Genomic DNA, 23,853 nt, shown 5'->3' with positions numbered 1-23,853 from the left:
CGACGGCGGTCGAACGATCTTTCGTCAAGGTCATTGACACCCGGCGCCGTGCACGCCGAATCTGAGGCTCGTCACCGTCGACACTGGGGGTACCGATGGCCCGCACCACCGTCCTGGCAGCAGCAGCACTCGGCGGGGCCCTGGCCCTCACCGCGGGCCTGGCCTCCCCGGCCGCCGCCCACTCGGGCCGGCCCGGCCACTTCGGCCACGGACACGGCGTCAGCTACGTGGCGCTCGGCGACTCGTACACCTCGGGGCCCGGCATCCCCGACCAGGTGGACGCCAACTGCGCGCGCTCCAGCCGCAACTACCCGTCCCTGGTCGCCCAGGACCAGCACTTCACGGCCGTCAAGGACGTCAGCTGCGGCGGCGCCACCACCGCCGAGATGTGGAAGCCGCAGGGCACCAACGGCCCGCAGCTCGACGCGCTGAACCGCGGCACCGACCTCGTCACGCTGCAGATCGGCGGCAACGACGTCGGCTTCGGCACGATCATCGGCACCTGCGCCGCGCTGAGCGCCACCGACCCGACCGGCAACCCCTGTCAGAGGCACTACACGGCCTCCGGGACCGACCAGCTCGCCGTCAACATCCAGCAGACGGCCCCCAAGATCGCGGCCGTGCTGCGCGCGATCCACTCCCGGGCCCCGCACGCCCGCGTGGTCGTCGTCGGCTACCCGGACCTGCTGCCGGACGACGGCGTCGGCTGCCGCCCCGCCGTGCCCTTCGCGGACCAGGACTTCGGGTACCTCAAGGACACCGAGAAGCGGCTCAACGCGATGCTGCGCAAGCAGGCCGGGGCCGCGCACGCCGAGTACGTCGACACCTACCGGCCGACCGTCGGGCACGACATGTGCAAGGCGCCCGCCGACCGCTGGATCGAGCCGCTGGTGCCCGCCTCCCCGGCCGCGCCCGCCCACCCCAACGCCAAGGGCGAGCAGGCCATGGCCGTCGCCGTGCTCGACCGGATCGACCCGCACTGCCGCCACCACTGAGGCCCGGCGCCGTCCGGAACCGGTCCGTCCCGACCCGCCCCGACTCGCGCGGCCGGCCCCCTTCGCCGATCATGGGCGCAGGCGGGCTGGCCGGCGGCGGAGGCGGGTGAACGCGGATGGCGGTGCTGGTGGCCCTCGGCGCGTTCGTGATGACGCTGATCGGCGGCCTGGTCGCGCAGCACATCGGCGACCGCCGCCATCTGGTGCTGGGACTGGCCGCCGGGCTGATGCTCGGCGTGGTCGGCTTCGACCTGCTGCCCGAGGCGCTGGACCTGCAGGGCGACGACGTGCACGGCGTGCCCGCCGCGCTGCTGATGTTCGTCACGGGCTTCCTCGCCCTGCACATCGTCGAGCGGTCGGTGGCGATCCACCGCGCCCACGAGGGCGAGTACGCCGCCCACACCCACACGCACGCCCACGGCCCGGCGCCGGCCGCCCCCGGCGAACCCGTCAAGGGCATCGGGCTCACGGCCGCCTCGGCGCTCGTCGGCCACAGCGTCATGGACGGGTTCGCGATCGGTGCCGCGTTCCAGGCCGGCGGCACGGTCGGGCTGGTGGTCGCCATCGCCGTCGTCGCGCACGACTTCGCCGACGGGTTCAACACCTACACGATCACCCGGCTGTACGGGAACGGCCGCGGGCGCGCCCTCGTGCTGCTGGGCTGCGACGCGATCGCTCCGGTGATCGGCGCCGCGATCACCCTCGCCTTCACCATCCCGCCGGGCGCGCTCGGCCTCTACCTCGGGTTCTTCGCCGGGTTCCTGCTCTACCTGGCGACCTCCGACATCCTCCCCGAGGCGCACAGCCCGCACCCGTCCCGCTCGACGCTGCTGTGCACCGTCGCGGGGTGCGCCGTCATGTGGCTGGTGATCGGTCTGGCCGACTGACCGGGGCCGGGACGGTCTGCGCCGCCCGCGTCACGTCGGCGACGAGTTCGACGACGTCGGGTCCGTAGGCCTGCGAGTTGACGACCTTGAGCAGCAGGCAGAACGTGCCGTCGATGCCGTGCTTGCGCGCCAGCCGCACATGGTGCCGCGCCAGGTACCGCACGGCCGCCTGGTTGGCGACGCCGCGCTGGCCGGAGGAGAGGAAGACCGGCCGGTCGTTCCCGGCGTCCCGTACGGCGGCCAGCCGGGCCAGCAGGACGTACTCGACGCCGCCCTTCTCCATCCGGTACGTCTCGCCGTCGATGGTGAAGGCGCCCTGGTCGGGCCCGGGGGAGGCGTCGGTGTTGACCTCGATGCCCGGCAGCATCGAGCGCAGGTGCGCCGCCAGCCGGTGGTTGGCCACGGGTCCGCCCACGCAGAACTCCGTGCGCGCCCCGAAGCCCTGCCAGGCCGTGTCGTGCGGCAGGATCTCGGCGTGCGCGCCGCACTCCTTGATCAGCGCGGCCAGCTCCAGCAGCGCGAACGCGTCGTGGCGGGCCACGCTCCACACCCGGGAGCCGGGGTCGCGCGGCACCACCAGGAGGCATTCCGAGCCGCTGGGCAGCCCGAAGAAACGCTGTTTGCGGTGCAGCTTCCGGCGCCACACATAAGTGCGGACGAACCAGCCCAGCGCCGCGCTGATGGCGCTGGCCGCCAGGCCCAGCACGATATTGCGGACGTCATCGCTCATGGCCGGGCATCGTAGCGGTGTTCGACCGAACGCGCTCCTGACGGAAGCGGCGCACCCAAGTTACGCTGCCCGGACCGCCCTTGACTGGAGGAAGCCGCATGCGTCTCCCCGCCGCCCGGAGGTTGTCACTGCTGGCCGTCACGGCCGCCGTCGTCACGGTCGGAGCCGCGGCCCCACCGGCCGCGTCGGACGCGCGGGACGTACGGGGCGCACCGGCGAAGGTGCCGGTCGCGACCGGTTACGGGGGCGCGGTCGCCAGCGTGGACGCGGACGCCTCGGCCGCCGGGATCGAGGTGCTGCGCCAGGGCGGCAACGCCGTGGACGCGGCCGTGGCCACCGCCGCGGCGCTCGGCGTGACCGAGCCGTACTCGGCGGGCGTCGGCGGCGGCGGGTACTTCGTCTACTACAACGCCCGGCTGCACAAGGTGTTCACCATCGACGGCCGGGAGACCGCCCCGAAGAGCGCCACGGAGACGCTCTTCCAGGAGAACGGCAAACCGCTGCCGTTCGCCGACGCGGTCACCAGCGGCCTGAGCGTCGGCACCCCCGGCACCCCCGCCACCTGGGCCACCGCCCTCGACAGCTGGGGCAGCCGGCCGCTGGCGCAGCTGCTCAAGCCCGCCGAGCGGATCGCCCGCGACGGCTTCACCGTCGACGAGACCTTCCGCTCGCAGACCGCCGCGAACCAGGCCCGCTTCCAGGACTTCCCGGCCACCGCGAAGCTCTTCCTGCCGAACGGCGCCCCGCCCGCCGTCGGCACCACGCTCACCAACCCGGACCTGGCCCGCACGTACCAGGAGCTGGGCCGCAAGGGCGTCGGCGCGATCTACCAGGGGGACATCGGCGCGGACATCGTCACGACGGTCCGCAAGCCCCCGGTCGACCCGAAGGCCACCCGTGTGGTGCGGCCCGGCGATCTGACCGCGGCGGACCTGCGCGGCTACGCGGCCCGGCGGCAGGCCCCCACCCAGGTCTCCTACCGCGGCTACGACGTCTACTCGATCGCCCCGTCCTCGTCGGGCGGCACGACGGTCGGCGAGGCGCTCAACATCATGGAGCGGGCGGACCTGTCCCCGGCGAAGGCCACCGACGCCCAGTACCTGCACCGCTACATCGAGGCGAGCCGGATCGCGTTCGCCGACCGCGGGCGCTGGCTCGGCGACCCGGCCTTCGAGGACGTCCCGACCCGCGGCCTGCTCTCGCAGCGCTACGCGGACTCGCGCGGCTGCCTCATCAAGGACGACGCGGTGCTCACCAGCCCGCTGGCGCCGGGCGACCCGCGCCACCCGGCCGCCTGCGGCGGCACCGGCACGGCCGCGCCGACGACGTACGAGGGTGAGAACACCACGCACCTGACCGCCGCCGACAAGTGGGGCAACGTCGTCGCGTACACCCTCACCATCGAGCAGACCGGCGGCAGCGGCATCGTCGTCCCCGGCCGCGGCTTCCTGCTCAACAACGAGCTGACGGACTTCTCGTTCGCCCCCGCCAACCCGGCCGTCCACGACCCGAACCTGCCCGGCCCCGGCAAGCGCCCGCGCTCCTCGATCTCCCCGACGATCGTGCTGAAGGACGGCCGCCCCGCGTTCGCGCTCGGCTCGCCCGGCGGCTCCACCATCATCACCACCGTGCTGCAGGTCCTCACCGAGCACGTCGACCGCGGGCTGCCGCTCGTCGACGCGATCGCCGCGCCGCGCGCCAGCCAGCGCAACGCGGCGGCCACCGAGCTCGAACCGGCCCTGTTCACCAGTGCGACCAGGACGCGGCTCGAAGCTCTCGGCCACGTCTTCACGCAGAACCCGGAGATCGGCGCGGCGACCGGCATCCAGCGGCTGCCCGACGGGCGTTGGCTCGCCGCCGCCGAGACGGTCCGCCGCGGCGGCGGCTCGGCGATGGTGGTCCGCCCGAGCCACTGAGGCCGTCAGCTCAGGACGGAATCCGGGTGACGTCGGAGACGATCAGCTCGACGGGCAACGCCCCCGAGCTGATCTGGGCGGCCAGGTCCTCGGCGGAGGCGCGCGTGAAGTTGCCGCTGATCTGGACCTTGCCGCCGGTGATGGACTGGGCCACGGAGGGAGCCGAGACGATCGCGCGGTCGAGCATGATCCCGATCTGGTTGGCGGGCGCCTGCTGCTGGGCCAGGGCGCCCGTCACCTGGGCGAACTTCGCCCCGCCCGCCGTGGTGAGCTCCAGGTTCACGATCCAGGCGGCGCTCTGCGGGTCGAGCTGCGCCTTGGCGCTGGTCACGTCCCGGCCGGTGAGAGCGGCCGGGCCGAGCACGTACTTCACCGGTGTCTTGTCGCAGGCGACCGTCGGGGCCTCCGGGGCCGCCGCGGGGCCGGCGGCCGGCGCCTTGCAGTCGTAGGCGGCGTACCGCGCCTGCAGTGCGGGCGGCACCGTGGCGTCGGAGCCCAGCACCGGACGGAACCCCAGCTCGGCCCTGACGGCCAGCTGCCGCAGCCGGTCACCGGTGTCGCCGGGGGTCGTGGCGGTGATCGTGCCGTCGCGCACCTCGATCTTCGCGTCCTGCAGCCCGATGGCCCTGGCCCTGGCCCGCAGCAGCTCCGCGGTGCGCCGCAGCGTCTCGTCGCCCGGCGCCGAGCGCGGGGTGTACGTGGCCGACGTCCGGCCGGAGGCGGGCGTGGTGGCCGCGGCGGTCACGTCGCCCGTGCGGCTCGGACCGGACAGCAGGGGCGACGTGGCCTTGCCGTCCTTGCCGTCCGAGGAGTCCGAACACCCGGTCAGAGCGGCGCTCAGGGCGAGCACGGCGGCGACGGCGGTCAGGGCCGCCGCAGGGGGAAACGTGCGGAGAAGTCGCATAGCGGCCAGTGTCGCGGACCGGCGGGCGGCCGCGCAGAGGAATCACCACCGTGGCCGGCTTGCCCGGTAGGGGAGTTGGGGCGGCCGCGGCGCGCGGACGAAAACTCCCCGTAGCCGTCACGTAACACCAAGGGTGTCGAATGCCGGGACAAAACCGCATGCCCCCGGGGCGGGGCGGAGAGGCAGCAGTGATGACACAGCGCGGCGCCGGAACCGAACTGGCCGATTCAACAAGGGAGTTCACCGAGCACTTCCGGCGGCTGGTGGCCGGACTGGCGGACGCGCCGGGCTGGTACGGCGCCCTGGCGCGGCACGACCCGGCCGCGGTGAACGCGTACGAGGCGGGCGCGGAGCTGGTGCCCTGGGACGTGGTGCACGCTGTCCTGCACGATCTCGCCGCCCTGCGGGGCGCCCCGGTCGATCCGGCCGAGGTCGGCCGCGCCCAGCGGCTGTACCGGGCCGCCGCGGCCGGCTGGGACGCGGCCCCCGGCAGCGGAGCGGCGCTGCGCTCCCGGCTGGACGCGATGCTCCGCGAGCGGCACGACGCCGTGCTGCGCGAACGGGAGGCGGCGCACGCGGTGAACGCCTACGCCGCGACGGGCGCCGACCCCCGCTCCGTGGCGGCGGGGCGGCTGGCCAACGCCCTCGCCTGGGCCCGCGACGACCGGGAGCGCGCGGGCGCGCGCTGCGTGGAGCTGCAGATCAGGCTCGACGCGGTCGAGTCCCGGGGCGCGGAAGCGCACTTCGCGGACCGGACGGCCGCGCACCGGACTCCCGCGCCGGAGGACTGGTTCCGCCCGAAGGCGCCCGCCCCGGCCGGTCCGGGGCCGGGCGAGGCCGGGGGAGCCGAGCCCGCCGACGACCCCGGACCCGCCGAACCGCCCGCGCGGGCGGGGTGGGGCAGGCGCCGCCCCAAGGCGGCCGGGCGCGGCGCCGGCTCCCGCCCGCGCGGCGCCCGTTTCGCGACGGAGTTCGACGACGCGTACGACCCGATCGACCCGAACGACCTGAACCACGCGTCCGACCCGAACCCTCCGACCGGCCCGAACGCCCCGCACGCCGTGTATGGCGGGCAGGCCGGGACGGACGGCACGGCCGCGGCGGACGATCCGCTGTCCGAGGGGCCCGGCGCCCCCGCGCCCGCCCCCGTGCCACGCGGCGCGCGCTTCGCCGGGGCCGCCGCCGAGCCTGCGCCCCGGACCGTAGCCCCCGCCCCGGACGCCGGTCCGCGGCAGGCGGCGGCCCGCGCCGAGGCGGCCCGGCTGGGCGCCCTGCGCCGGGCCGAGCGCGGCGGGGAGGCGTACGTGGTGCTGTGCGAGGCGGCGGCGGGCCCGGCCGCCGCGCTGCCGGTGCTGGCCCGCGAGCTGGAGCGGGCCGGCCTCGCGGCGGACGTCGCGACGCTGCTGTGGGAGGTCGCCGTCCTGCCGCCGGAGCGGCTGGCCGCCGCCGCGGCGGCCCTGGCGCAGGCCGGCCGCACGGACGACTGCCGCACCCTGCTGCACCAGGCGGCGGCGCGCCCCGCCGCCGAGGTCGCGGTGCTGGCGGCGGCGCTGTACGCGGAGCACCGGGACGAGGAGGCCGGAACGCTGCTGGGCGCCGTGGCCAGGGCCCGGCCGCCCGAGGAGGCCGCTGCCGTCGCCGCCGTGCACCCCGCCCTCGCCGCACCGCTGCTGGAAGCCGCCGCGCTGGTCTCCAAGCCGCGCCGCCGCGACCTCGCGGCCGCGCTGCGCCGCGCGGGCCTGCCGGACCGCTGAGCGCGCGGGAACCACCGGCGGGGAGCACGCCGCCATGGCGGGGCGGCGGCCGGTTGCCCCGACCGTGCGGGAAACCGGATCGTCCCGGGCCAGTAACGGTAGCGGTCTTGCCAGAGCGGGTAGGGCGCTTCTACGTTCTTCCACACGGCCGGAATCTACGTGCGTAGACCGGACGTGATGCCACGTCAGAGGAGCTGCTCATGAGCAACGTCGTACGTGCCGCGCTCGTCCAGGCGACCTGGACCGGTGACACCGAATCGATGATCGCCAAACACGAGGAGTACGCCCGGGCCGCCGCGGCCCAGGGCGCCAAGGTCATCGGCTTCCAGGAGGTGTTCAACGCCCCCTACTTCTGCCAGGTCCAGGAGGCGGAGCACTACCGCTGGGCCGAACCGGTCCCGGACGGACCCACCGTCCAGCGGATGCGGGAGCTCGCCCGCGAGACCGGCATGGTCATCGTCGTCCCCGTGTACGAGGTCGAGCAGTCCGGCTTCTACTACAACACCGCCGCGGTCATCGACGCCGACGGGACCTACCTCGGCAAGTACCGCAAGCACCACATCCCGCAGGTCAAGGGGTTCTGGGAGAAGTTCTACTTCAAGCCCGGCAACCTCGGCTGGCCGATCTTCGACACGGCCGTCGGCCGGATCGGCGTCTACATCTGCTACGACCGGCACTTCCCCGAGGGCTGGCGCGCCCTGGGGCTGGCCGGCGCCCAGCTCGTCTACAACCCGTCCGCGACCTCGCGCGGCCTGTCCGGCTACCTGTGGCAGCTGGAGCAGCCCGCCGCCGCCGTCGCCAACGAGTACTTCGTGGCCGCCATCAACCGGGTGGGCCAGGAGGAGTACGGCGACAACGACTTCTACGGCACCAGCTACTTCGTCGACCCGCGCGGCCAGTTCGTCGGCGAGGTCGCCTCCGACACCAAGGAGGAGCTGGTCGTCCGGGACCTGGACTTCGACCTCATCGACGAGGTGCGCCAGCAGTGGGCGTTCTACCGGGACCGCCGGCCGGACGCCTACGGCGACCTCACGGAGGCTTGATCGTTATGGCAACCGTGACCGAGAACCAGCACTCCGCCCTGCACGCCCGCCACCGCGCCGTCATGCCCGACTGGGTCGCCACGTACTACGACCAGCCCATCGAGATCACCCACGGCCAGGGCCGCCACGTCTGGGACGCCGAGGGCAACCGCTACCTCGACTTCTTCGGCGGCATCCTGACCACGATGACCGCGCACGCCCTCCCGGAGGTCACCGCCGCCGTCACCGAGCAGGCCGGGAGGATCCTGCACTCCTCGACGCTCTACCTGAGCCGGCAGGCCGTCGACCTGGCCGAGCGTGTCGCGCGGCTGTCCGGCATCCCGGACGCCCGGGTCTTCTTCACCACCTCCGGCACCGAGGCGAACGACACCGCCCTGCTGCTCGCCACCACGTACCGGCGCTCGAACCAGGTCCTGGCGCTGCGCAACAGCTACCACGGCCGCTCGTTCACCTCGATCGGCATCACCGGCAACTCCGCCTGGTCGCCGACCAGCCTCTCCCCGCTGCAGACGCTGTACGTGCACGGCGGCATCCGCACCCGGGGCCCGTACGCGCACCTGGACGACGCCGAGTTCACCGCCGCGTGCGTCGCCGACCTGGAGGACATCCTCGGCCAGGCGAACGGCAGCGTCGCCGCGCTGATCGCCGAGCCGATCCAGGGCGTCGGCGGCTTCACCTCGGGCCCGGACGGCCTGCTGGCCGCGTTCAAGCGCGTCCTGGACCGGCACGGCATCCTGTGGATCAGCGACGAGGTGCAGACCGGCTGGGGCCGCACCGGCGACCACTTCTGGGGCTGGCAGGCCCATGACCAGGCCGGCCCGCCGGACATCCTGACCTTCGCCAAGGGCATCGGCAACGGCATGTCCATGGGCGGCGTCGTGGCCCGCGCCGAGGTGATGAACTGCCTGACCGCGAACTCCATCTCCACCTTCGGCGGCAGCCCGATCACCACCGCGGGCGCGCTCGCCAACCTGACCTACCTCGTCGACCACGACCTGCAGGGCAACGCCCGCCGGGTCGGCGGGCTGCTCAAGTCCCGGCTGGAGGCGATCGGCGCCGGGCTGCCGATGGTCCGCGAGGTCCGCGGCCGGGGGCTGATGCTCGGCGTCGAACTCGTCGAACCCGGCACCGGCGAACCGTCGGCGCGGGCCGCGAGCCTGGTCCTGGAGGCGGCCCGCGAGTTCGGGCTGCTGATCGGCAAGGGCGGCCGCGGCGGCAACGCGCTGCGCATCGCACCGCCGCTGACGCTCAGCGTCGCCGAGGCGGAGGAGGGCGCGAGCGCCCTCGAGGACGCGCTCAGGCTGACCCAGGACAAGCTCGCCGGAGGCAGGCCATGACCACCGCACGCACCGTCGTCCGCGGCGGACTCGTCATCACCGCCGCCGACGAGATCCACGCCGACGTGCTGATCGAGGGCAGCCGGGTGGTGGCCCTCGCCGCCCACGAGTCACCCGTCGCGGAGAGCTGGACCACCGGCGACGCCCGCATCGTCGAAGCGGCCGGGAAGTACGTCATCCCGGGCGGCGTCGACGCGCACACGCACATGGAGCTGCCGTTCGGCGGCACCGCCGCGTCCGACACCTTCGAGACCGGCACCCGGGCCGCGGCCTGGGGCGGCACCACGACGATCGTGGACTTCGCCGTCCAGAGCGTCGGCCACTCGCTGCGCTCGGGCCTGGACACCTGGCACGCCAAGGCCGACGCCCAGTGCGCGATCGACTACGCGTTCCACATGATCCTGTCCGACGTCAACGAGGACTCGCTGAAGGAGATGGACGTCCTGGTGGAGGAGGGCGTGACCAGCTTCAAGCTGTTCATGGCCTACCCCGGCGTCTTCTACAGCGACGACGGCCAGATCCTGCGCGCCATGCAGCGCTCGGCCGGCAACGGCGGCCTGATCATGATGCACGCCGAGAACGGCATCGCCATCGACGTCCTCGTCCAGCAGGCCCTGGCGGCGGGCCGCACCGACCCGCGCTACCACGGCGAGGTCCGCAAGGCCCTGCTGGAGGCCGAGGCGACGCACCGGGCCATCCAGCTGGCGCGGGTGGCGGGCTCACCGCTGTACGTCGTGCACGTCTCCGCCGAGGAGGCGCTCGCCGAGCTGGCGCAGGCCCGCGACAAGGGCCTCAACGTCTTCGGCGAGACCTGTCCGCAGTACCTGTTCCTGTCCACCGACAACCTCGCGGAGCCGGACTTCGAGGGCGCCAAGTACGTCTGCTCCACGCCGCTGCGCCCCAAGGAGCACCAGGAGGCGCTCTGGCGGGGGCTGCGCACCAACGATTTGCAGGTCGTCTCCACCGACCACTGCCCGTTCTGCTTCACCGGGCAGAAGGAGCTGGGCCGCGGCGACTTCTCCAAGATCCCCAACGGTCTGCCGGGCGTCGAGAACCGGATGGACCTGCTGCACCAGGCGGTCGTGGAGGGACGGATCGGCCGGCGCCGCTGGATCGAGATCGCCTGCGCCACCCCGGCCAGGATGTTCGGCCTCTACCCGCGCAAGGGCACCATCGCGCCCGGTTCCGACGCCGACATCGTCATCTACGACCCGCACGCCGAGCAGGTCGTCTCCGCCGAGACCCACCACATGAACGTCGACTACTCGGCGTACGAGGGCAAGCGGCTCACCGGGCGGGTCGAGAGCGTCCTGTCGCGCGGCGAGAGCGTGATCACCGACCGGACGTACGTGGGGCGGGCCGGGCACGGCCAGTACACCCCGCGCAGCACCTGCCAGTACCTGATCTAGGAGCACCGCCCATGGACTTCGGCCTCGTCCTGCAGACGGATCCGCCCGCTTCCGGTGTCGTCGGCCTCATGCGCCGCGCGGAGCGCAACGGGTTCACCCACGGCTGGACCTTCGACTCCGCCGTGCTCTGGCAGGAGCCCTTCGTCATCTACAGCCGCATCCTCGAACACACCCGCAAGCTGATCGTCGGTCCGATGGTCACCAACCCCGGCACCCGCACCTGGGAAGTGACCGCCTCGACCTTCGCCACCCTCAACTCCATGTACGGCAACCGCACGGTGTGCGGCATCGGGCGCGGCGACTCGGCGATGCGGGTCGCCGGGCGCAAGCCCAACACCCTCGCGCGGGTCGGCGAGGCGATGGGCGTCATCCGGGACCTCGCCGAGGGCCGCGAGGCGTCCGTCGACGGCACGCCGATGCGGCTGCCGTGGGTCGAGGACGGGAAGCTGCCCGTCTGGATGGCCGCCTACGGGCCGAAGGCGCTGGCCCTGGCGGGGGAGAAGGCCGACGGGTTCATCCTGCAGCTGGCCGACCCGTTCCTGACCGAGTGGATGATCCGCGCGGTCCGGGACGCGGCGGCCGCCGCCGGACGCGACCCGTCCGCCCTCACCATCTGCGTCGCCGCACCCGCCTACGTCACGGACGGCAGCGCCGAGCAGCTGGCGCACGCGCGCGAGCAGTGCCGCTGGTTCGGCGGCATGGTCGGCAACCACGTCGCCGACCTCGTCTCCCGCTACGGCGAGCACTCCGGCCTGGTGCCCGACGAGCTGACCGCGTACATCAAGCAGCGCCAGGGGTACGACTACGCCCACCACGGCCGTTCGGGCAACCCCGACACCGCCTTCGTCCCCGACGAGATCGTCGACCGGTTCTGCCTGCTCGGGCCGGTCGAGGCGCACCTCGCCAAGCTCGAACACCTGCGCGCCCTCGGCGTCGACCAGTTCGCCCTGTACGACATGCACGACGCCAAGGAGTCGACCATCGACGCCTACGGCGAGCACATCATCCCCGTGCTGGGCTGACCCCGTGCCGGGCTGACCGAGAGAACGAGGTGTCGATGACCATCACCGCATCCCCCGGGGACCGCGTCGAACTGCCGGAGGGCGCGGCCCTGCCCGACACCCGGTTCGCCAACGAGGACCTGCTGCCCGTCCCCGTGGCGCGCCGCACGTGGACGACGTACAACTTCACCGCGCTGTGGATCGGGATGGCGCACAACATCCCCTCCTGGACGCTCGCCTCCGGACTCGTCGCGCTCGGCATGGACTGGAAGCAGGCGGTCCTCACGATCGCCCTGGCCAATGTGATCGTGCTCGTCCCGATGCTGCTGACCGGGCACGCGGGACCCCGGTACGGCATCCCGTTCCCGGTCCTGGCGCGGGCCTCGTTCGGGCTGCGCGGGGCCAACCTGCCGGCGCTGGTGCGGGCCGCGGTGGCCTGCGCCTGGTTCGGCATCCAGACCTGGATCGGCGGCCAGGGCATCTTCGTCCTGCTCGGCAAGATCATCGGCGGCGGCTGGGCGGACGTCGGGAGGATCGGCGGCTACCCGTGGACGATGTGGCTGTGCTTCGCGGCCTTCTGGGCCCTGGAACTGGCCATCATCTACCGGGGGATGGACACCCTGCGGCGCTTCGAGAACTGGGCGGCGCCGTTCGTCCTGGTCGGGGCCGTGGTGCTGCTGGTCTGGATAGCGGTGAAGGCCGGCGGGCTGGGGCCGCTGCTCGACCAGCCGTCGAAGCTCGGCTGGGGCGCCGACTTCTGGCCGGTCTTCTTCCCGTCGCTGATGGGCATGATCGGCTTCTGGTCCACCCTGTCGCTGAACATCCCCGACTTCACCCGCTTCGGCGCCGGGCAGCGGGCCCAGATCTGGGGCCAGACCCTGGGGCTCCCGACGACGATGACGTTCTTCGCCCTGCTGTCGGTGCTCGTCACCTCCGGCTCGCAGGCCGTCTACGGGGCGCCGATCTGGAACCCGGTCGACCTGGCCGCCAAGACCGACAACGTCTTCGGCCTGGTCTTCGCGCTGGTGACCGTCCTCATCGCGACCATCAGTGTGAACATCGCGGCCAATGTGGTGTCGCCCGCCTACGACCTGTCCAACCTCGCGCCGAAGTACATCAACTTCCGCACGGGCGCGCTGATCACCGGCGTGGTGGGCGTGGTGATCTTCCCGTGGAAGCTCATCGAGACCCCCGAGTTCTACATCTTCACCTGGCTGGGCGTGGTCGGCGGGCTGCTGGGCACGGTCGCGGGCATCCTCATCGCCGACTACTGGATCATCCGCCGCACCGTCCTGGACCTGGCGGACCTCTACACCCCCGGCGGCCGCTACTGGTACACCGCCGGCTGGAACTGGCGGGCGGTGGCCGCCTTCGCCGTCGGCGGGCTGCTGGCGATCGGCGGCTCCCACTCGAAGCCCGGCGAGGGCCCGTTCCCCGCCGACGGGATGATCCCGTTCCTCAAGCCGCTCGCCGACTACGGCTGGGCGGTGGGCCTCGGCTCGGCGCTCGTCCTCTACACGGCGCTGATGTACCCCCTGCTCCGGCGAACCGTACGCCGGGACGCCGCTCCGGTCTGATTTGATGGAGCCATGGTCAACGAGGTCAACGAGGAACTGCTCGCAGCCGTCGAGCGAGTGGTGCGGGCCGTGGTCGCGGAGGAGGTCACGCCGCGCTGGCGGCAGCTCGCGGCCGAGGACGTGATCGAGAAGAACGGCCCCTACGACCTGGTGACCACCGCCGACCGCCGGGCGGAGGAACGGCTCACCGAGGAGCTGACCGCGCTGCTGCCCGGCTCGGTGGTGGTCGGCGAGGAAGCGGTCAGCGCCGACGCCGGCGTCCTCAAGCGGCTCGACGGCGACGAGCCGGTGTGGGTCGTCGACCCGGTCGACGGCACCTCGAACTTCGTCCGCGGCGAGGACGGTTACGCGACGCTCGTCACCCTCGTGCAGGGTGGCGAGCCGCTCGCGTCCTGGACCTACGTCCCCGAGCGCGGGCTGATGGCGACCGCGCGGCGCGGCGCGGGCGCCCACCTCAACGGGAAGCCGATGCGCACGGCCGCCGCGCCGGACGGCGTCCTGCGGGTCTCCATCTCGAACCCCGTCTTCCGCAGCGAGGACGAGCAACTGCTGATCCGGCGGCTGGAGGCGGGCGGTGCGGTGACCCGCTCGTGCACCTGCGCCGGCATCGAGTACCTGGAGCTGGCCCGGGGCGGGGTGGACGGCGTCGCCTTCTTCTGGGAACTGCCCTGGGACCACGCGGCGGGCCTGCTGCTGGTGACCGAGGCCGGCGGGGCGAGCCTGACGTCGGCCGGCGGGCCGTTCCGCATCCCCGGCGGCAACGCGCTGCCGTTCTCCATCGCCCGCGACGCCGCGACCGCGCGGCGGATCCTCGACCTGATGGGCGCGTCATGAGCCGGACCGCTGTGGTGGACGTGGTGGTCGTCGGAGCCGGGCCGAACGGGCTGACGGCCGCGGCCGAGCTGGCCCGCTCGGGCCTGTCCGTACAGATCTACGAGGCGGCCGACACGGTCGGCGGCGGCGCAAGGACCCAGGAGCTGACGCTGCCGGGGTTCCGGCACGACCCCTGCTCGGCGGTGCACCCCATGGGCGCCGGCTCGCCCGCCTTCAAGGCGCTGCCGCTGCGCGCGCACGGCCTGGAGTGGCTGCACCCCGAGCTGCCGATGGCGCACCCGTTCCCGGACGGTACGGCCGCGCTGCTGGCGCGCTCGGTGGGGGAGACCGCCGCGTCCTTCGGCGCGCACGACGCCGTCCGCTACCGGCGGCTGGTCGCCCCGTACGTCGGCCACTGGAACACGATGGCCGCGGACCTGCTGCGGCCGCAGTGGCGCGGGGTGCCCATCGACCCCTACCGGTTCGTCCGCTTCGGCCTGACCGGGCTGCCGCCCGTCGCCGTGCTGGCGCGGCGCTTCCGCGACCCCAAGGCCCGCGCCCTGCTGGCCGGGCTGGCCGCGCACGCCATCACCCCGCTCACCTCGCCGCTGACCGGCGCCACCGCCCTGATCTTCGCGCTCGCCGCGCACGCGGTCGGCTGGCCGGTCCCGCGCGGCGGCTCGCAGGCGATCGCGGACGCGCTGGCGTCGTACCTGAGGGAGCAGGGCGGCGTCGTCCACACGGGGGTGACGGTCCGCAAGCTCGACGAGCTGCCGCCGGCGCGGGCCTACGTCTTCGACACGTCGCCGACGGCCCTGGCCCGCATCGCCGGACTCGGCGACGCGTACCGGAACTTCACCTACGGCCCGTCCGTCTTCAAGATCGACTACGCGCTGGACGGCCCCGTCCCCTGGACCGCCCCCGACGCCCGCCGGGCCGGCACGGTCCACATCGGCCCGACGTACACCGAGATCGGCGACGCGCTGAACCGCGCGGTGAGCGGCCGGCCGCCGCAGACGCCCTTCCTGATCACCTCCCAGCCGACGGTCGTCGACGCGACCCGCGCCCCCGAGGGCAAGCACGTCTTCTGGGCTTACGGCCACGTCCCGCACGACTGGCACGGCAACGCCACCGACGCCGTCGAGCGCCAGATCGAACGCTTCGCCCCCGGCTTCCGCGACCTCGTCCTGGCCCGCGCGGTGGCCGGCCCGGCCGAACTCGCCACCCACAACGTCAACTACGTGGGCGGCGACATCGCCTGCGGCGCCTTCGCCGGCCTCCAGACGGTCCTGCGCCCCAAGATCGCCTGGAACCCCTACGCGACCGCCCGCCCCAACGTCTTCCTCTGCTCCTCCGCCACCCCTCCCGGCCCCGGGGTCCACGGAATGAGCGGCCACCACGCGGCCCGCTCGGTCCTCAGGTCCCTGGCGAGGCGAGCCCGCTGAGCAGCGCCGGCAGCGCCGTGCCGATCGGTTCGCGGACGACTTCCGCCGCCAGCTCGTCGTACGGGGTGGGTTCGGCGTTGATGATGGTCAGGCGGGCGCCGTGTTCGGCGGCGATGCCGGCCAGGGACGCGGCGGGCTGGACGCGCAGGGTCGTGCCGACGGCGAGGAAGACGTCGCAGGCCTTCGCGATGGCCATCGCCTGCGCGAGCACCTCGGGGTCGAGGCGCTGCCCGAACATCACGGTCGCGGACTTCAGGATCCCGCCGCACACCAGGCAGGGCGGATCCTCCTCGCCGGCCGCCACCCGCTCCAGCGCGGTGTCCATGCCGCTGCGGGCATGGCACCGCGTACAGACGACGGCGCGGGCCGTGCCGTGCAGCTCCAGCACCTTGCGGGCCGGCAGCCCCGCCAACTGGTGCAGCCCGTCGACGTTCTGTGTGATGACGCGGACCGGCACACCGGACCGCTCCAGCTCCGCCACCGCGAGGTGCGCGGCGTTGGGGCGCGCGTGCCAGGTCTCGCTGTCGCGCCGCATGAGCCAGGCACGGCGGCGGACGTCCGGGTCCGCCATGTAGCTGTCGTAGGTGACGAGCTTCTCCGCACCGGGATCGCGCCGCCACAGCCCGTTGGGGCCGCGGTAGTCGGGAATCCCCGAGTCCGTCGAGACGCCGGCGCCGCTGAGGATCGCTACGAGGGGTTGGCGGTTGCTCATCTTCGCAGCGTAAGGGGCAACTCACCTGCGGACGAGCGGGTTTTCGCCGGGGCGGGCCGACCGGATTGTCGTACCCGGCGGTTACGGTTCACGGTATGACGGATCTTCGGGTATTGCATCGGCAGGCGCTGCGGACGGCGGAAGAGATCACCGGAAGGATCGGCTCGACCCCGCTGGATGTGGCCACGCCGTGCGGGGAGTGGTCGCTGCGGCGGCTGCTGGAGCACATGGTGGGGCAGAACCACGGCTTCGCCGCCGTGGCGCGGGGGGAGACGAAGGACCGGTCGGTCTTCGCGGACCGGCCGCTGGGGGATGATCCGGCCGGGGTGTTCGCGGCCTCGGCCGCCGATGTGGCGGCGGCGTTCAGCGAGTCGGGGGTGCTGGACCGGCGGTGGTGGCTGCCGGAGATCCGCGACGGGCGGGCGTTCCCGGCGACGGTGGCGATCGGCTTCCACTTCGTGGACACCGTGGTGCACGGCTGGGACGTGGCGCGGGCGATCGGTGTCGACGCGAAGTTCGACCCCGAGGTGCTGGAGGCGGCGCTGCCGGTGGCCGCGGCCGTTCCGGCGGGGGAGGGCCGGCTGGTCGAGGGCGCGGCGTTCGGGCCCGAGGTGGCCGACGGGGGGTCCGACGACCCGCTCGACCGGATCGTCGCGATACTGGGCCGCTCCCCGAACTGGTCGCGGCCCGCCTGACCTGGGCGTCATCAGGAGTTGAGCACGTCGCGCGTGTCCGTGACGAGCGCGGCCGCCGCTGCGACGGCGGCCGCCGGGTCGCCGAGCCGGGTCAGGACGGCTTCGGCGCGGGCGCGGAAGTCCGGGGGCGCCGCGGGGAGCGCTGCGGCGGCCGCCAGGGCGCCCTTCTCGTTGAGGCACCAGGTGCGGTGGTGCGCGTGGAGGGACTGGGCGAGGACGCCGAGGGCGTGGGACAGGCAGAGCCCGGCGTGCAGCGTGTCCTGGGCGCGGGCGGACTTGCGGGCGCCCGCCACGAGGAAGTCCGCCTGCCACGCGGCGGCGACGAGCGCCTCGCGCAGCGGCTCGGGGTAGTGCAGGGTCTGCTGCCGCAGCGCGGCCAACTCGCCGTCCCGGTCGCCCAGTACGCGGCCCAGCGCCACCTCGCCCGGGTAGGCGGGGGACCAGAAGCCGAGCGGGTGGCCGGGCTGCGTGCCGACCTCGTAGCGGCCGGCGCGGCAGTCGTCCCAGACGCGCTCGACGCGGTCGAGGTCGCGCAGGATCCAGTCGACCGGCACCCCGTCGACGGTCAGCCAGGCGCCGCCGTTGACCCAGGGCCCCCAGCCGCCGGGGCCGGCGACCTCGACAGGGCCGCCGGTGAACTCCGCCGCGAGCGCGGCCAGCGCCGCGAGATCCGGCTCGCCCCGGTAGTACAGGCCGAGGTCCCAGTCGGAGTCCGGGCGGTGGGTGCCGCGCGCCCGGCTGCCGCCGAGCATCACCCCGGCGATGCCCGGGACGCCGGTCAGCCGCTCGGCCATCGCGTGCACGGCCGCGCCCGCCGTGTCGGGGGAGTGGGCGGGGCCGGTGGAGGAATCGTTGGACACGTTGCCAGCCTAGAGGTCACGGCCCTAGGCTTACCCATCAGTAAACTTACTCTGGAGTAAGGATGGTGCCCGGCATGGCCGACATCGACGATCTCGACCTCGACACGCTCGACTTCGGCACGGTCGAGCCCAAGGAGTTCGCCCGCATCGTCAAGGAGCTGCCCGTCCGGCGGATCGCCGAGCTGATGAGCGGACCCCAGCGCAAGCGCGTGCTCGACGAGGTCTTCAACCGGATGGAGACCCTCTTCAAGCCGGACGCCGCGGGCAAGCGCGACGCGCTCATCCGGTGGCGGATCACCAACGGCGACGACGCCCGCGACGTCTACGAGACCCACATCGCCGACGGCGCCTGCAAGGTGTCCCGGCAGGAGTCCACCCGCGAGCCGCAGCTCACCCTCACCATGGCCGCCCCGGAGTTCCTCAAGCTCGTCTCCGGGAACGCCTCTGGCCCCGCGCTGTTCTTCACCCGTAAGCTCAAGATCCAGGGCGACATCCGCCTCGCGGGCGGACTGACGTACTTCTTCGACATACCGAAGGCGTGAGGGCACCGATGCGGATACCCCGGCGGGACCGGTAGGGGGCCGGTGTTCACCACGCGGCCCACCCTCCAGGGGACCTTCGGCATGGTCTCGTCGACGCACTGGCTCGCGTCGCAGTCGGCGATGGCCGTGCTGGAGGACGGTGGGAACGCGTTCGACGCCGCCGTGGCCGCCGGATTCGTCCTCCAGGTCGTCGAGCCGCATCTGAACGGTCCCGCGGGGGAGGTGCCGATCCTCCTCGCGCCCGCCGGCGGCCCGGTGCGGGTGCTGTGCGGGCAGGGGCCCGCCCCCGCCGGGGCGTCCGTCGGGCACTACCGGAGCCTCGGCCTGGACCTGGTGCCCGGCACCGGACCGCTGGCCGCCGCCGTGCCCGGCGCGTTCGACGCCTGGATGGTGCTGCTGCGCGACCACGGCACGAAGTCCCCGGCCGAGGTCCTGAAGTACGCCATCGGCTACGCCGAACACGGGCACCCGGCGGTCGCGGCGATCGGCGCGAGCGTGGAGGCGGTGCGGACCCTCTTCGAGACCGAGTGGACCAGCTCCGCCGCCCTGTACCTGCCGGCAGGCGCCGCGCCGCGCGCCGGCGCCCTGCTGCGGAACCCCGCCCTGGCCGCCACCTGGCAGCGCCTGCTGCGCGAGTCCGACGCACGGGCGGGCGGCGGCGGGCGGGAGCGGCGGATCGAGGCCGCCCGGCAGATCTGGCGCTCCGGCTTCATCGCCGAGGCGCTGGCCGCGGCCGCCGCCCGCCCCGCGATGGACACCTCCGGCAGGCGGCACGCCTCGACGCTCACCGGGGACGACCTGGCCGGATACGAGGCGCGCTACGAACCCCCGCTGACGTACGACCGGTTCGGCTGGACCGTCTGCAAAGCGGGCGCGTGGAGCCAGGGCCCGGTCTTCGCCCAGCAACTGGCCCTGCTGCCGGACGGCTTCGGCTACCAGGAGCCCGGCTACGTCCACACCCTCGTCGAGGGTGCCAAGCTCGCGATGGCCGACCGCGAGGCCTGGTACGGCGACGCCGGCGCGGACGTACCGGTCGGGACGCTGCTGTCGCCGGAGTACAACGACGGGCGCCGCGCGCTGGTCGGCGCCGACGCGTCCCACGAGCTGCGCCCCGGCAGCCCCGGCGGGCGCGTGCCCCGGCTGCCGCGCTTCGCCCTCGACGCCGCGCCCGGCGCGCCCGGCACGGGCGAACCCACGGTCGCCGCCGACGGCCGCACCCGCGGCGACACCTGCCATCTGGACGTGGTCGACCGCTGGGGCAACATGGTCGCCGCCACCCCCAGCGGCGGCTGGCTTCAGTCCAGCCCGCTCGTTCCCGAACTCGGCTTCCCGCTCGGCACGCGGCTGCAGATGGCGTGGCTGGAGGAGGGGCTGCCCAACTCCCTGACGCCGGGACGCCGCCCGCGCACGACGCTGTCACCGTCGATGGCGCTGCGCGACGGCGAGCCCGTCCTCGCGTTCGGCACCCCGGGCGGCGACCAGCAGGACCAGTGGTCGCTGCACTTCTTCCTGGCCGTCGCCCTGGGCGGGCTCGGCCTGCAGGAGGCGATCGACGCGCCCGGCTGGCACACCGACAGCTTCCCCGGTTCGTTCCATCCCCGGGTCATGCGGCCCGGCAGCGTCACCGTCGAGTCCCGCCTCGGCGAGCGGTCCATCGGCGAACTGCGCCGGCGCGGGCACCGGGTGACGGTCGGCGGCCCCTGGACGGAGGGCCGGCTCTGCGCGGTCGCCCGCGACCCCGGGACCGGGGTGCTCTCGGCGGCAGCCAACCCGCGCGGCATGCAGGGGTACGCGGTCGGCCGCTGACGGGCCCGGCGGATCGGTGACGGATCAGCCGGCCGGCCGCGCACCCGTCCGCCGAGGGACTACGCGCCCGGTCGCCGGCCGGTCCGGCCGGTGTGGTCCACCGCCGGCGGCGGGCCGACCCGGTGGCCGTCCTCCAGCTCGACGGGTCCGCTCCCGGCCATCAGGGCGGCGAACCCGGCGCGGATCCGGCGTTCGATGCCGGGGGCGGCGAACATGTCGATCTGGTCGAGCGGGACGAGGTTCCAGGCGTCCAGCTCCTCCTTCTGCAACTGGATCGCCCCGAGCTGCTCCCCGCCCAGCACGCCGCCGTCGTACAGGTACAGCACCAGCGGCGGCCGGCCGGCGCGGGTCACCCAGTCGACGGCGAGCAGCGCGCCCGGCTCGATGTCCAGACCGATCTCCTCGGCGGCCTCGCGGCGCGCGCCCTGCCGGGGCGACTCGTCGCGGTCCGACTCCACCGTGCCGCCGGGCAGGATCCACTTCCGCTCGCCCTCGCGGTAGTTGGGATCCACGAGCAGCACGCGGCCGGCCCCGTCCCGGAAGAGCATCGCCGCTCCCGCGAGGATCTTCGGCAGGCCGGCGATGTATGAGGCGTAGTCCTGGGTCACGGACCCCAACCTACGCGGCTCACACGTCGTCGAAGGGCGCCGCGTACGCGAACGCGCCACGCAGGGCCGGATCGGCCGGATCGTAGCCGGACAGCGTCCTGGCCTGGAAGTGCGGCCGCCACTCGGGCACCGCCGGGGTGATCCCGTACTCCTCGGCGAGGCGGAAACCGAACCGCTCGTAGTAGCGGGGGTTGCCGAGCAGGACCACCAGCGGCGCGCCCAGCGCGTCGCAGGCGCCGAGGGCGGTGTGCATCAGCGCCTTGCCGACCCCGGCCCCCTGGTGGCCGGGGGCCACCGACAGCGGGCCGATCGCGAGCACGGGCGTCCCGGCGACGTGCGCGCGGGTCGCCAGCACGTGCCCGATCACCCGGTCCTCGCCGTCCGTCGCGACGAGCGACAGCTCGGGGAGCCAGGCGTCGTCCGCCCGCAGCCGGTCGACCAGCGAGGCCTCGACGGAGCCGTCGGCCTGCCCGGGCCTGGCGAACGCGGCGGTGGTCACGTCACGGATGACGTCGATGTCGGTGGGTCGTTCCCGTCGGATCAGCACCGGCGCACTGTGCCGCACCCCGCCGGACGGCCGCAAACGAATATGCGGCGGCCGGGTGCGGGGGACGGGCGTGTCGCGGTCCCGTCCGGCGGGCGCGCTGCCCCACGGGCCGCAGACCGTCACGAAACGCCCCGCTATGTCGGTGAAACTCCTGAGGTGACAGGGCGGCGCACCGGGGCGGCCATGGGCACGCGGCCGATGGCGGGATAAGGTCCGAACGGCGCGACGTTCTGTATCGGATGGGGAGTAAACGTGTCCGACGCTTCACGACACACGACGGGGCGCGTACTGATCGCCGCCGACAAGTTCAAGGGATCGCTGACCGCGGTGCAGGTCGCCGAGCACGTCACGGCCGGCCTGCTGCACGTGGTGCCGGGGCTGACCGTCGAGTCGGTGCCGGTCGCCGACGGCGGTGACGGCACCGTAGAGGCGGCCGTCGCGGCCGGCTTCGAACGCCGCGAGCTGCGGGTGACCGGGCCGCTGGGCGAGCCGGTGACGGCCACGTACGCCGTGCGCGACACCACCGCCGTGGTCGAGATGGCCGAGGCCTCCGGCCTGCGGCACCTGCCGGAGGGCGTCTTCGAGCCGCTCACGGCCACCACGCTCGGCACCGGCGAGCTGCTGCGCGCCGCACTGGACGACGGCGCGCGCACCATCGTGCTCGGCGTCGGCGGCAGCGCCACCAACGACGGCGGCGCGGGCATGCTGGTCGCGCTCGGCGCCCGGCTGCTGGACGCGGACGGAGCGCCGGTCGGACCCGGCGGCGGGGCGCTGGCCGCCCTCGCCACCGCAGACCTGTCCGGGCTCGACGCGCGGCTGGCCGACACCGAGGTGGTGCTCGCCAGCGACGTCGACAACCCGCTGCTCGGCCCGAAGGGCGCCGCGGCCGTCTACGGTCCGCAGAAGGGCGCTTCCGAGCAGGACGTGGCCACGCTCGACGCCGCCCTCGGGCGGTTCGTCGAGGTGCTCACCGCGGCCCGCGGATCCGTCGCGGCCGACGCCGCCGAGGCGCCGGGAGCCGGCGCCGCGGGCGGTATCGGCTACGGGGCGCTGGTCGGCCTCGACGCGGCCTTCCGGCCCGGCATCGACGTCATGCTGGAGGTGCTGGGCTTCGCCGAGGCGCTCGACCGCGCCGACTTCGTGATCACCGGTGAGGGCTCGCTCGACGAGCAGACGCTGCACGGCAAGGCCCCGGTCGGTGTCGCGCAGGCCGCCCGCGCCCGCAACCTGGACGTCGTCGCCGTCTGCGGCCGGCTCGCGCTGGCCCCCGGCGCTCTGGGCGGGGCCGGCATCCGCCGCGCCTACGCCCTGACCGACATCGAGCCGGACCCGGCCGTCTGCATGGCCCAGGCCGGGCCCCTGCTGGAGCGCGTCGCCCAGGCCCTGGCCCGGGACTTCCTGGCGCACTAGCGGCACCGGACGCGCCGGGCGCACAGAACGTGCCACGCGCCACGCGCCCGCGACACGCCGAGGGCGGGCCGGAAGGACTCCGGCCCGCCCCGTCGGCTCCGCGCGTCAGTCCCGCAGGCGCGCCGCCGAGAACTCCAGCAGCTCGTCGAGCGTGATCTCCCGGGGCTCGCCGTCCTGGGTGTCCCACTCCGCGAGGTAGTACGCGCCGTGCCACTCGACACGCCAGACGTGGCGGTGCCGGTTCTCGAACTCGACGAAGCTCCCGTCCGCGCCCTCCAGCTGCCGCAGCTCGCTCTCCAGGTTGCGGGGATCGGTGAAGCCCCGGCCCTTGTTGGTGCTGCGGCCCTGCGTCCTGGTGTTGGCGAACCGCATCTTGAGGAAGGGCAGCGGGTCGCGCCCGAGGTTGTTCGGCCGCATCAGGTCGAAGCGGGTGATCGCCTCGTCCAGCGTCTCGTCGCCGGCGAACTCCACCGCGTACGCCGGGAAGGCCAGCCGGACGAACGGCGTCAGCTCGGGCCGGTCGTAGTCGTAGAACTGGTGCACCTCGGGGGCGACCAGCAGGACCGAGTCGAAGGCCCGCCCGCCGGGTGCCCGGAAGCCCTCCAACGCGCCGAAGTACGGATTGCGCGCGACGATCTCGTCCTCGTGGGCGCGGGCGAAGGCCAGCGTCGCGACGGCGAGGTCCTTGTCGAACGAGTCGCGCGCGTTCAGCTGCAGCAGCCGCTTGCCGTCCGCGGAGAGCGCCCCCGCGAAGTCCAGGCGGGGCGCGGGCGCCCACGTCCAGGCGTCCTCCAGGCCCTCCAGCGGTGTCGCGCCGCGGAAGCCGGTGACTACTTCCCGGATGTCCATGAAATCTCCTTGG

Annotated in this window: 22 protein-coding genes; 15 read left to right on the top strand and 7 right to left on the bottom strand. The window is 73.9% G+C overall.

From position 1 onward, the window contains the following. Positions 1-95: 95 nt before the first annotated feature. Complete coding sequence (locus tag ABZ721_RS20290; RefSeq protein ID WP_358790015.1) at positions 96-995, top strand: SGNH/GDSL hydrolase family protein; 900 nt, start codon at positions 96-98, stop codon at positions 993-995. Between the two features lie 116 nt (positions 996-1,111). After that, a complete protein-coding gene (locus ABZ721_RS20285; protein WP_358790014.1) occupies positions 1,112-1,882 on the top strand; it encodes a ZIP family metal transporter in 771 nt (256 codons plus the stop codon). Here the strand turns inward: ABZ721_RS20285 and ABZ721_RS20280 are convergent. After that, positions 1,851-2,612 carry a hypothetical protein gene (locus tag ABZ721_RS20280; RefSeq protein ID WP_358790013.1) on the bottom strand — a complete coding sequence of 254 codons (762 nt, stop codon included), beginning with the start codon at positions 2,610-2,612 and terminating at the stop codon, positions 1,851-1,853. The two genes, ABZ721_RS20285 and ABZ721_RS20280, sit on opposite strands and share 32 nt — an antisense overlap. A gap of 98 nt (positions 2,613-2,710) precedes the next feature. Here ABZ721_RS20280 and ggt point away from each other — a divergent pair, with 98 nt between their 5' ends. Continuing rightward, complete coding sequence (gene ggt / locus ABZ721_RS20275) at positions 2,711-4,528, top strand: gamma-glutamyltransferase (protein ID WP_358790012.1); 1,818 nt, start codon at positions 2,711-2,713, stop codon at positions 4,526-4,528. Between the two features lie 10 nt (positions 4,529-4,538). On the opposite strand, the gene ABZ721_RS20270 is transcribed toward ggt, so the two are convergent. After that, positions 4,539-5,432 carry a hypothetical protein gene (locus ABZ721_RS20270; RefSeq protein WP_358790011.1) on the bottom strand — a complete coding sequence of 298 codons (894 nt, stop codon included), beginning with the start codon at positions 5,430-5,432 and terminating at the stop codon, positions 4,539-4,541. A 191-nt stretch (positions 5,433-5,623) separates the two neighbouring features. On the opposite strand from ABZ721_RS20270, the gene ABZ721_RS20265 reads away from it, so the two are divergent. From ABZ721_RS20265 to ABZ721_RS20230, 8 genes are all read left to right on the top strand, one after another. Beyond that, positions 5,624-7,186: a hypothetical protein gene (locus ABZ721_RS20265; protein ID WP_358790010.1), complete on the top strand. Its 1,563-nt coding sequence runs from the start codon at positions 5,624-5,626 to the stop codon at positions 7,184-7,186. Between the two features lie 200 nt (positions 7,187-7,386). Beyond that, complete coding sequence (locus ABZ721_RS20260) at positions 7,387-8,229, top strand: nitrilase-related carbon-nitrogen hydrolase (protein ID WP_358790009.1); 843 nt, start codon at positions 7,387-7,389, stop codon at positions 8,227-8,229. Positions 8,230-8,234: 5 nt separating this feature from the next. Next, positions 8,235-9,566, top strand: a complete 1,332-nt coding sequence (locus tag ABZ721_RS20255) for an aspartate aminotransferase family protein (RefSeq protein WP_358790008.1) — start codon at positions 8,235-8,237, stop codon at positions 9,564-9,566. Next, positions 9,563-10,975 (top strand): dihydropyrimidinase, encoded by a 1,413-nt coding sequence (hydA, locus tag ABZ721_RS20250; protein WP_358790007.1) that lies wholly within the window; start codon positions 9,563-9,565, stop codon positions 10,973-10,975. The genes ABZ721_RS20255 and hydA overlap by 4 nt, the downstream gene beginning before the upstream one ends. Positions 10,976-10,986: 11 nt before the next feature. Beyond that, positions 10,987-11,997 (top strand): TIGR03842 family LLM class F420-dependent oxidoreductase, encoded by a 1,011-nt coding sequence (locus ABZ721_RS20245; RefSeq protein ID WP_358790006.1) that lies wholly within the window; start codon positions 10,987-10,989, stop codon positions 11,995-11,997. Between the two features lie 35 nt (positions 11,998-12,032). Next, entirely contained in the window at positions 12,033-13,553 is a 1,521-nt protein-coding gene (locus tag ABZ721_RS20240) for an NCS1 family nucleobase:cation symporter-1 (protein ID WP_358790005.1), read from the top strand. A gap of 12 nt (positions 13,554-13,565) precedes the next feature. Then, positions 13,566-14,387 carry an inositol monophosphatase family protein gene (locus ABZ721_RS20235; RefSeq protein WP_358790004.1) on the top strand — a complete coding sequence of 274 codons (822 nt, stop codon included), beginning with the start codon at positions 13,566-13,568 and terminating at the stop codon, positions 14,385-14,387. Beyond that, positions 14,384-15,811 carry an NAD(P)/FAD-dependent oxidoreductase gene (locus tag ABZ721_RS20230; RefSeq protein ID WP_358790003.1) on the top strand — a complete coding sequence of 476 codons (1,428 nt, stop codon included), beginning with the start codon at positions 14,384-14,386 and terminating at the stop codon, positions 15,809-15,811. Before ABZ721_RS20235 ends, ABZ721_RS20230 begins: the two co-directional genes overlap by 4 nt. Here the strand turns inward: ABZ721_RS20230 and ABZ721_RS20225 are convergent. Further along, positions 15,783-16,523 carry a Sir2 family NAD-dependent protein deacetylase gene (locus tag ABZ721_RS20225; protein ID WP_358790002.1) on the bottom strand — a complete coding sequence of 247 codons (741 nt, stop codon included), beginning with the start codon at positions 16,521-16,523 and terminating at the stop codon, positions 15,783-15,785. The genes ABZ721_RS20230 and ABZ721_RS20225 overlap by 29 nt on opposite strands. A gap of 95 nt (positions 16,524-16,618) precedes the next feature. Here ABZ721_RS20225 and ABZ721_RS20220 point away from each other — a divergent pair, with 95 nt between their 5' ends. Beyond that, on the top strand, positions 16,619-17,218 hold the full coding sequence (locus ABZ721_RS20220) for a TIGR03086 family metal-binding protein (RefSeq protein ID WP_358790001.1): 600 nt from the start codon (positions 16,619-16,621) through the stop codon (positions 17,216-17,218). Between the two features lie 11 nt (positions 17,219-17,229). Here ABZ721_RS20220 and ABZ721_RS20215 read toward each other — a convergent pair whose 3' ends face one another. Next, positions 17,230-18,012: a nucleotidyltransferase domain-containing protein gene (locus ABZ721_RS20215; RefSeq protein WP_358790031.1), complete on the bottom strand. Its 783-nt coding sequence runs from the start codon at positions 18,010-18,012 to the stop codon at positions 17,230-17,232. A gap of 140 nt (positions 18,013-18,152) precedes the next feature. On the opposite strand from ABZ721_RS20215, the gene ABZ721_RS20210 reads away from it, so the two are divergent. Further along, on the top strand, positions 18,153-18,620 hold the full coding sequence (locus tag ABZ721_RS20210; protein ID WP_358790000.1) for an SCP2 sterol-binding domain-containing protein: 468 nt from the start codon (positions 18,153-18,155) through the stop codon (positions 18,618-18,620). A 42-nt stretch (positions 18,621-18,662) separates the two neighbouring features. Further along, positions 18,663-20,426 (top strand): gamma-glutamyltransferase, encoded by a 1,764-nt coding sequence (locus tag ABZ721_RS20205; protein WP_358789999.1) that lies wholly within the window; start codon positions 18,663-18,665, stop codon positions 20,424-20,426. Positions 20,427-20,485: 59 nt separating this feature from the next. Here ABZ721_RS20205 and ABZ721_RS20200 read toward each other — a convergent pair whose 3' ends face one another. Both ABZ721_RS20200 and ABZ721_RS20195 read right to left on the bottom strand, forming a co-directional pair. Then, positions 20,486-21,043 carry an NUDIX hydrolase gene (locus ABZ721_RS20200; RefSeq protein ID WP_358789998.1) on the bottom strand — a complete coding sequence of 186 codons (558 nt, stop codon included), beginning with the start codon at positions 21,041-21,043 and terminating at the stop codon, positions 20,486-20,488. 10 nt (positions 21,044-21,053) lie between these two features. Continuing rightward, positions 21,054-21,581: an N-acetyltransferase gene (locus ABZ721_RS20195; protein WP_358789997.1), complete on the bottom strand. Its 528-nt coding sequence runs from the start codon at positions 21,579-21,581 to the stop codon at positions 21,054-21,056. 252 nt (positions 21,582-21,833) lie between these two features. Between ABZ721_RS20195 and ABZ721_RS20190 the strand changes: the two genes are divergently transcribed. Further along, positions 21,834-22,991, top strand: coding sequence for a glycerate kinase (locus tag ABZ721_RS20190; protein ID WP_358789996.1), 1,158 nt, complete (start codon positions 21,834-21,836; stop codon positions 22,989-22,991). Between the two features lie 105 nt (positions 22,992-23,096). On the opposite strand, the gene ABZ721_RS20185 is transcribed toward ABZ721_RS20190, so the two are convergent. Continuing rightward, the gene (locus ABZ721_RS20185; protein ID WP_358789995.1) at positions 23,097-23,840 is read right to left on the bottom strand and encodes a hypothetical protein; all 744 of its coding nucleotides are present in this window, start codon (positions 23,838-23,840) and stop codon (positions 23,097-23,099) included. Positions 23,841-23,853: the final 13 nt, after the last annotated feature.

The organism is Streptomyces sp. NPDC006733 (assembly GCF_040636125.1).
GTDB lineage: Bacteria > Actinomycetota > Actinomycetes > Streptomycetales > Streptomycetaceae > Actinacidiphila.
Note: the sequence above shows the minus strand (reverse complement) of the source record. Positions and strands in the feature narration are given on the sequence as shown.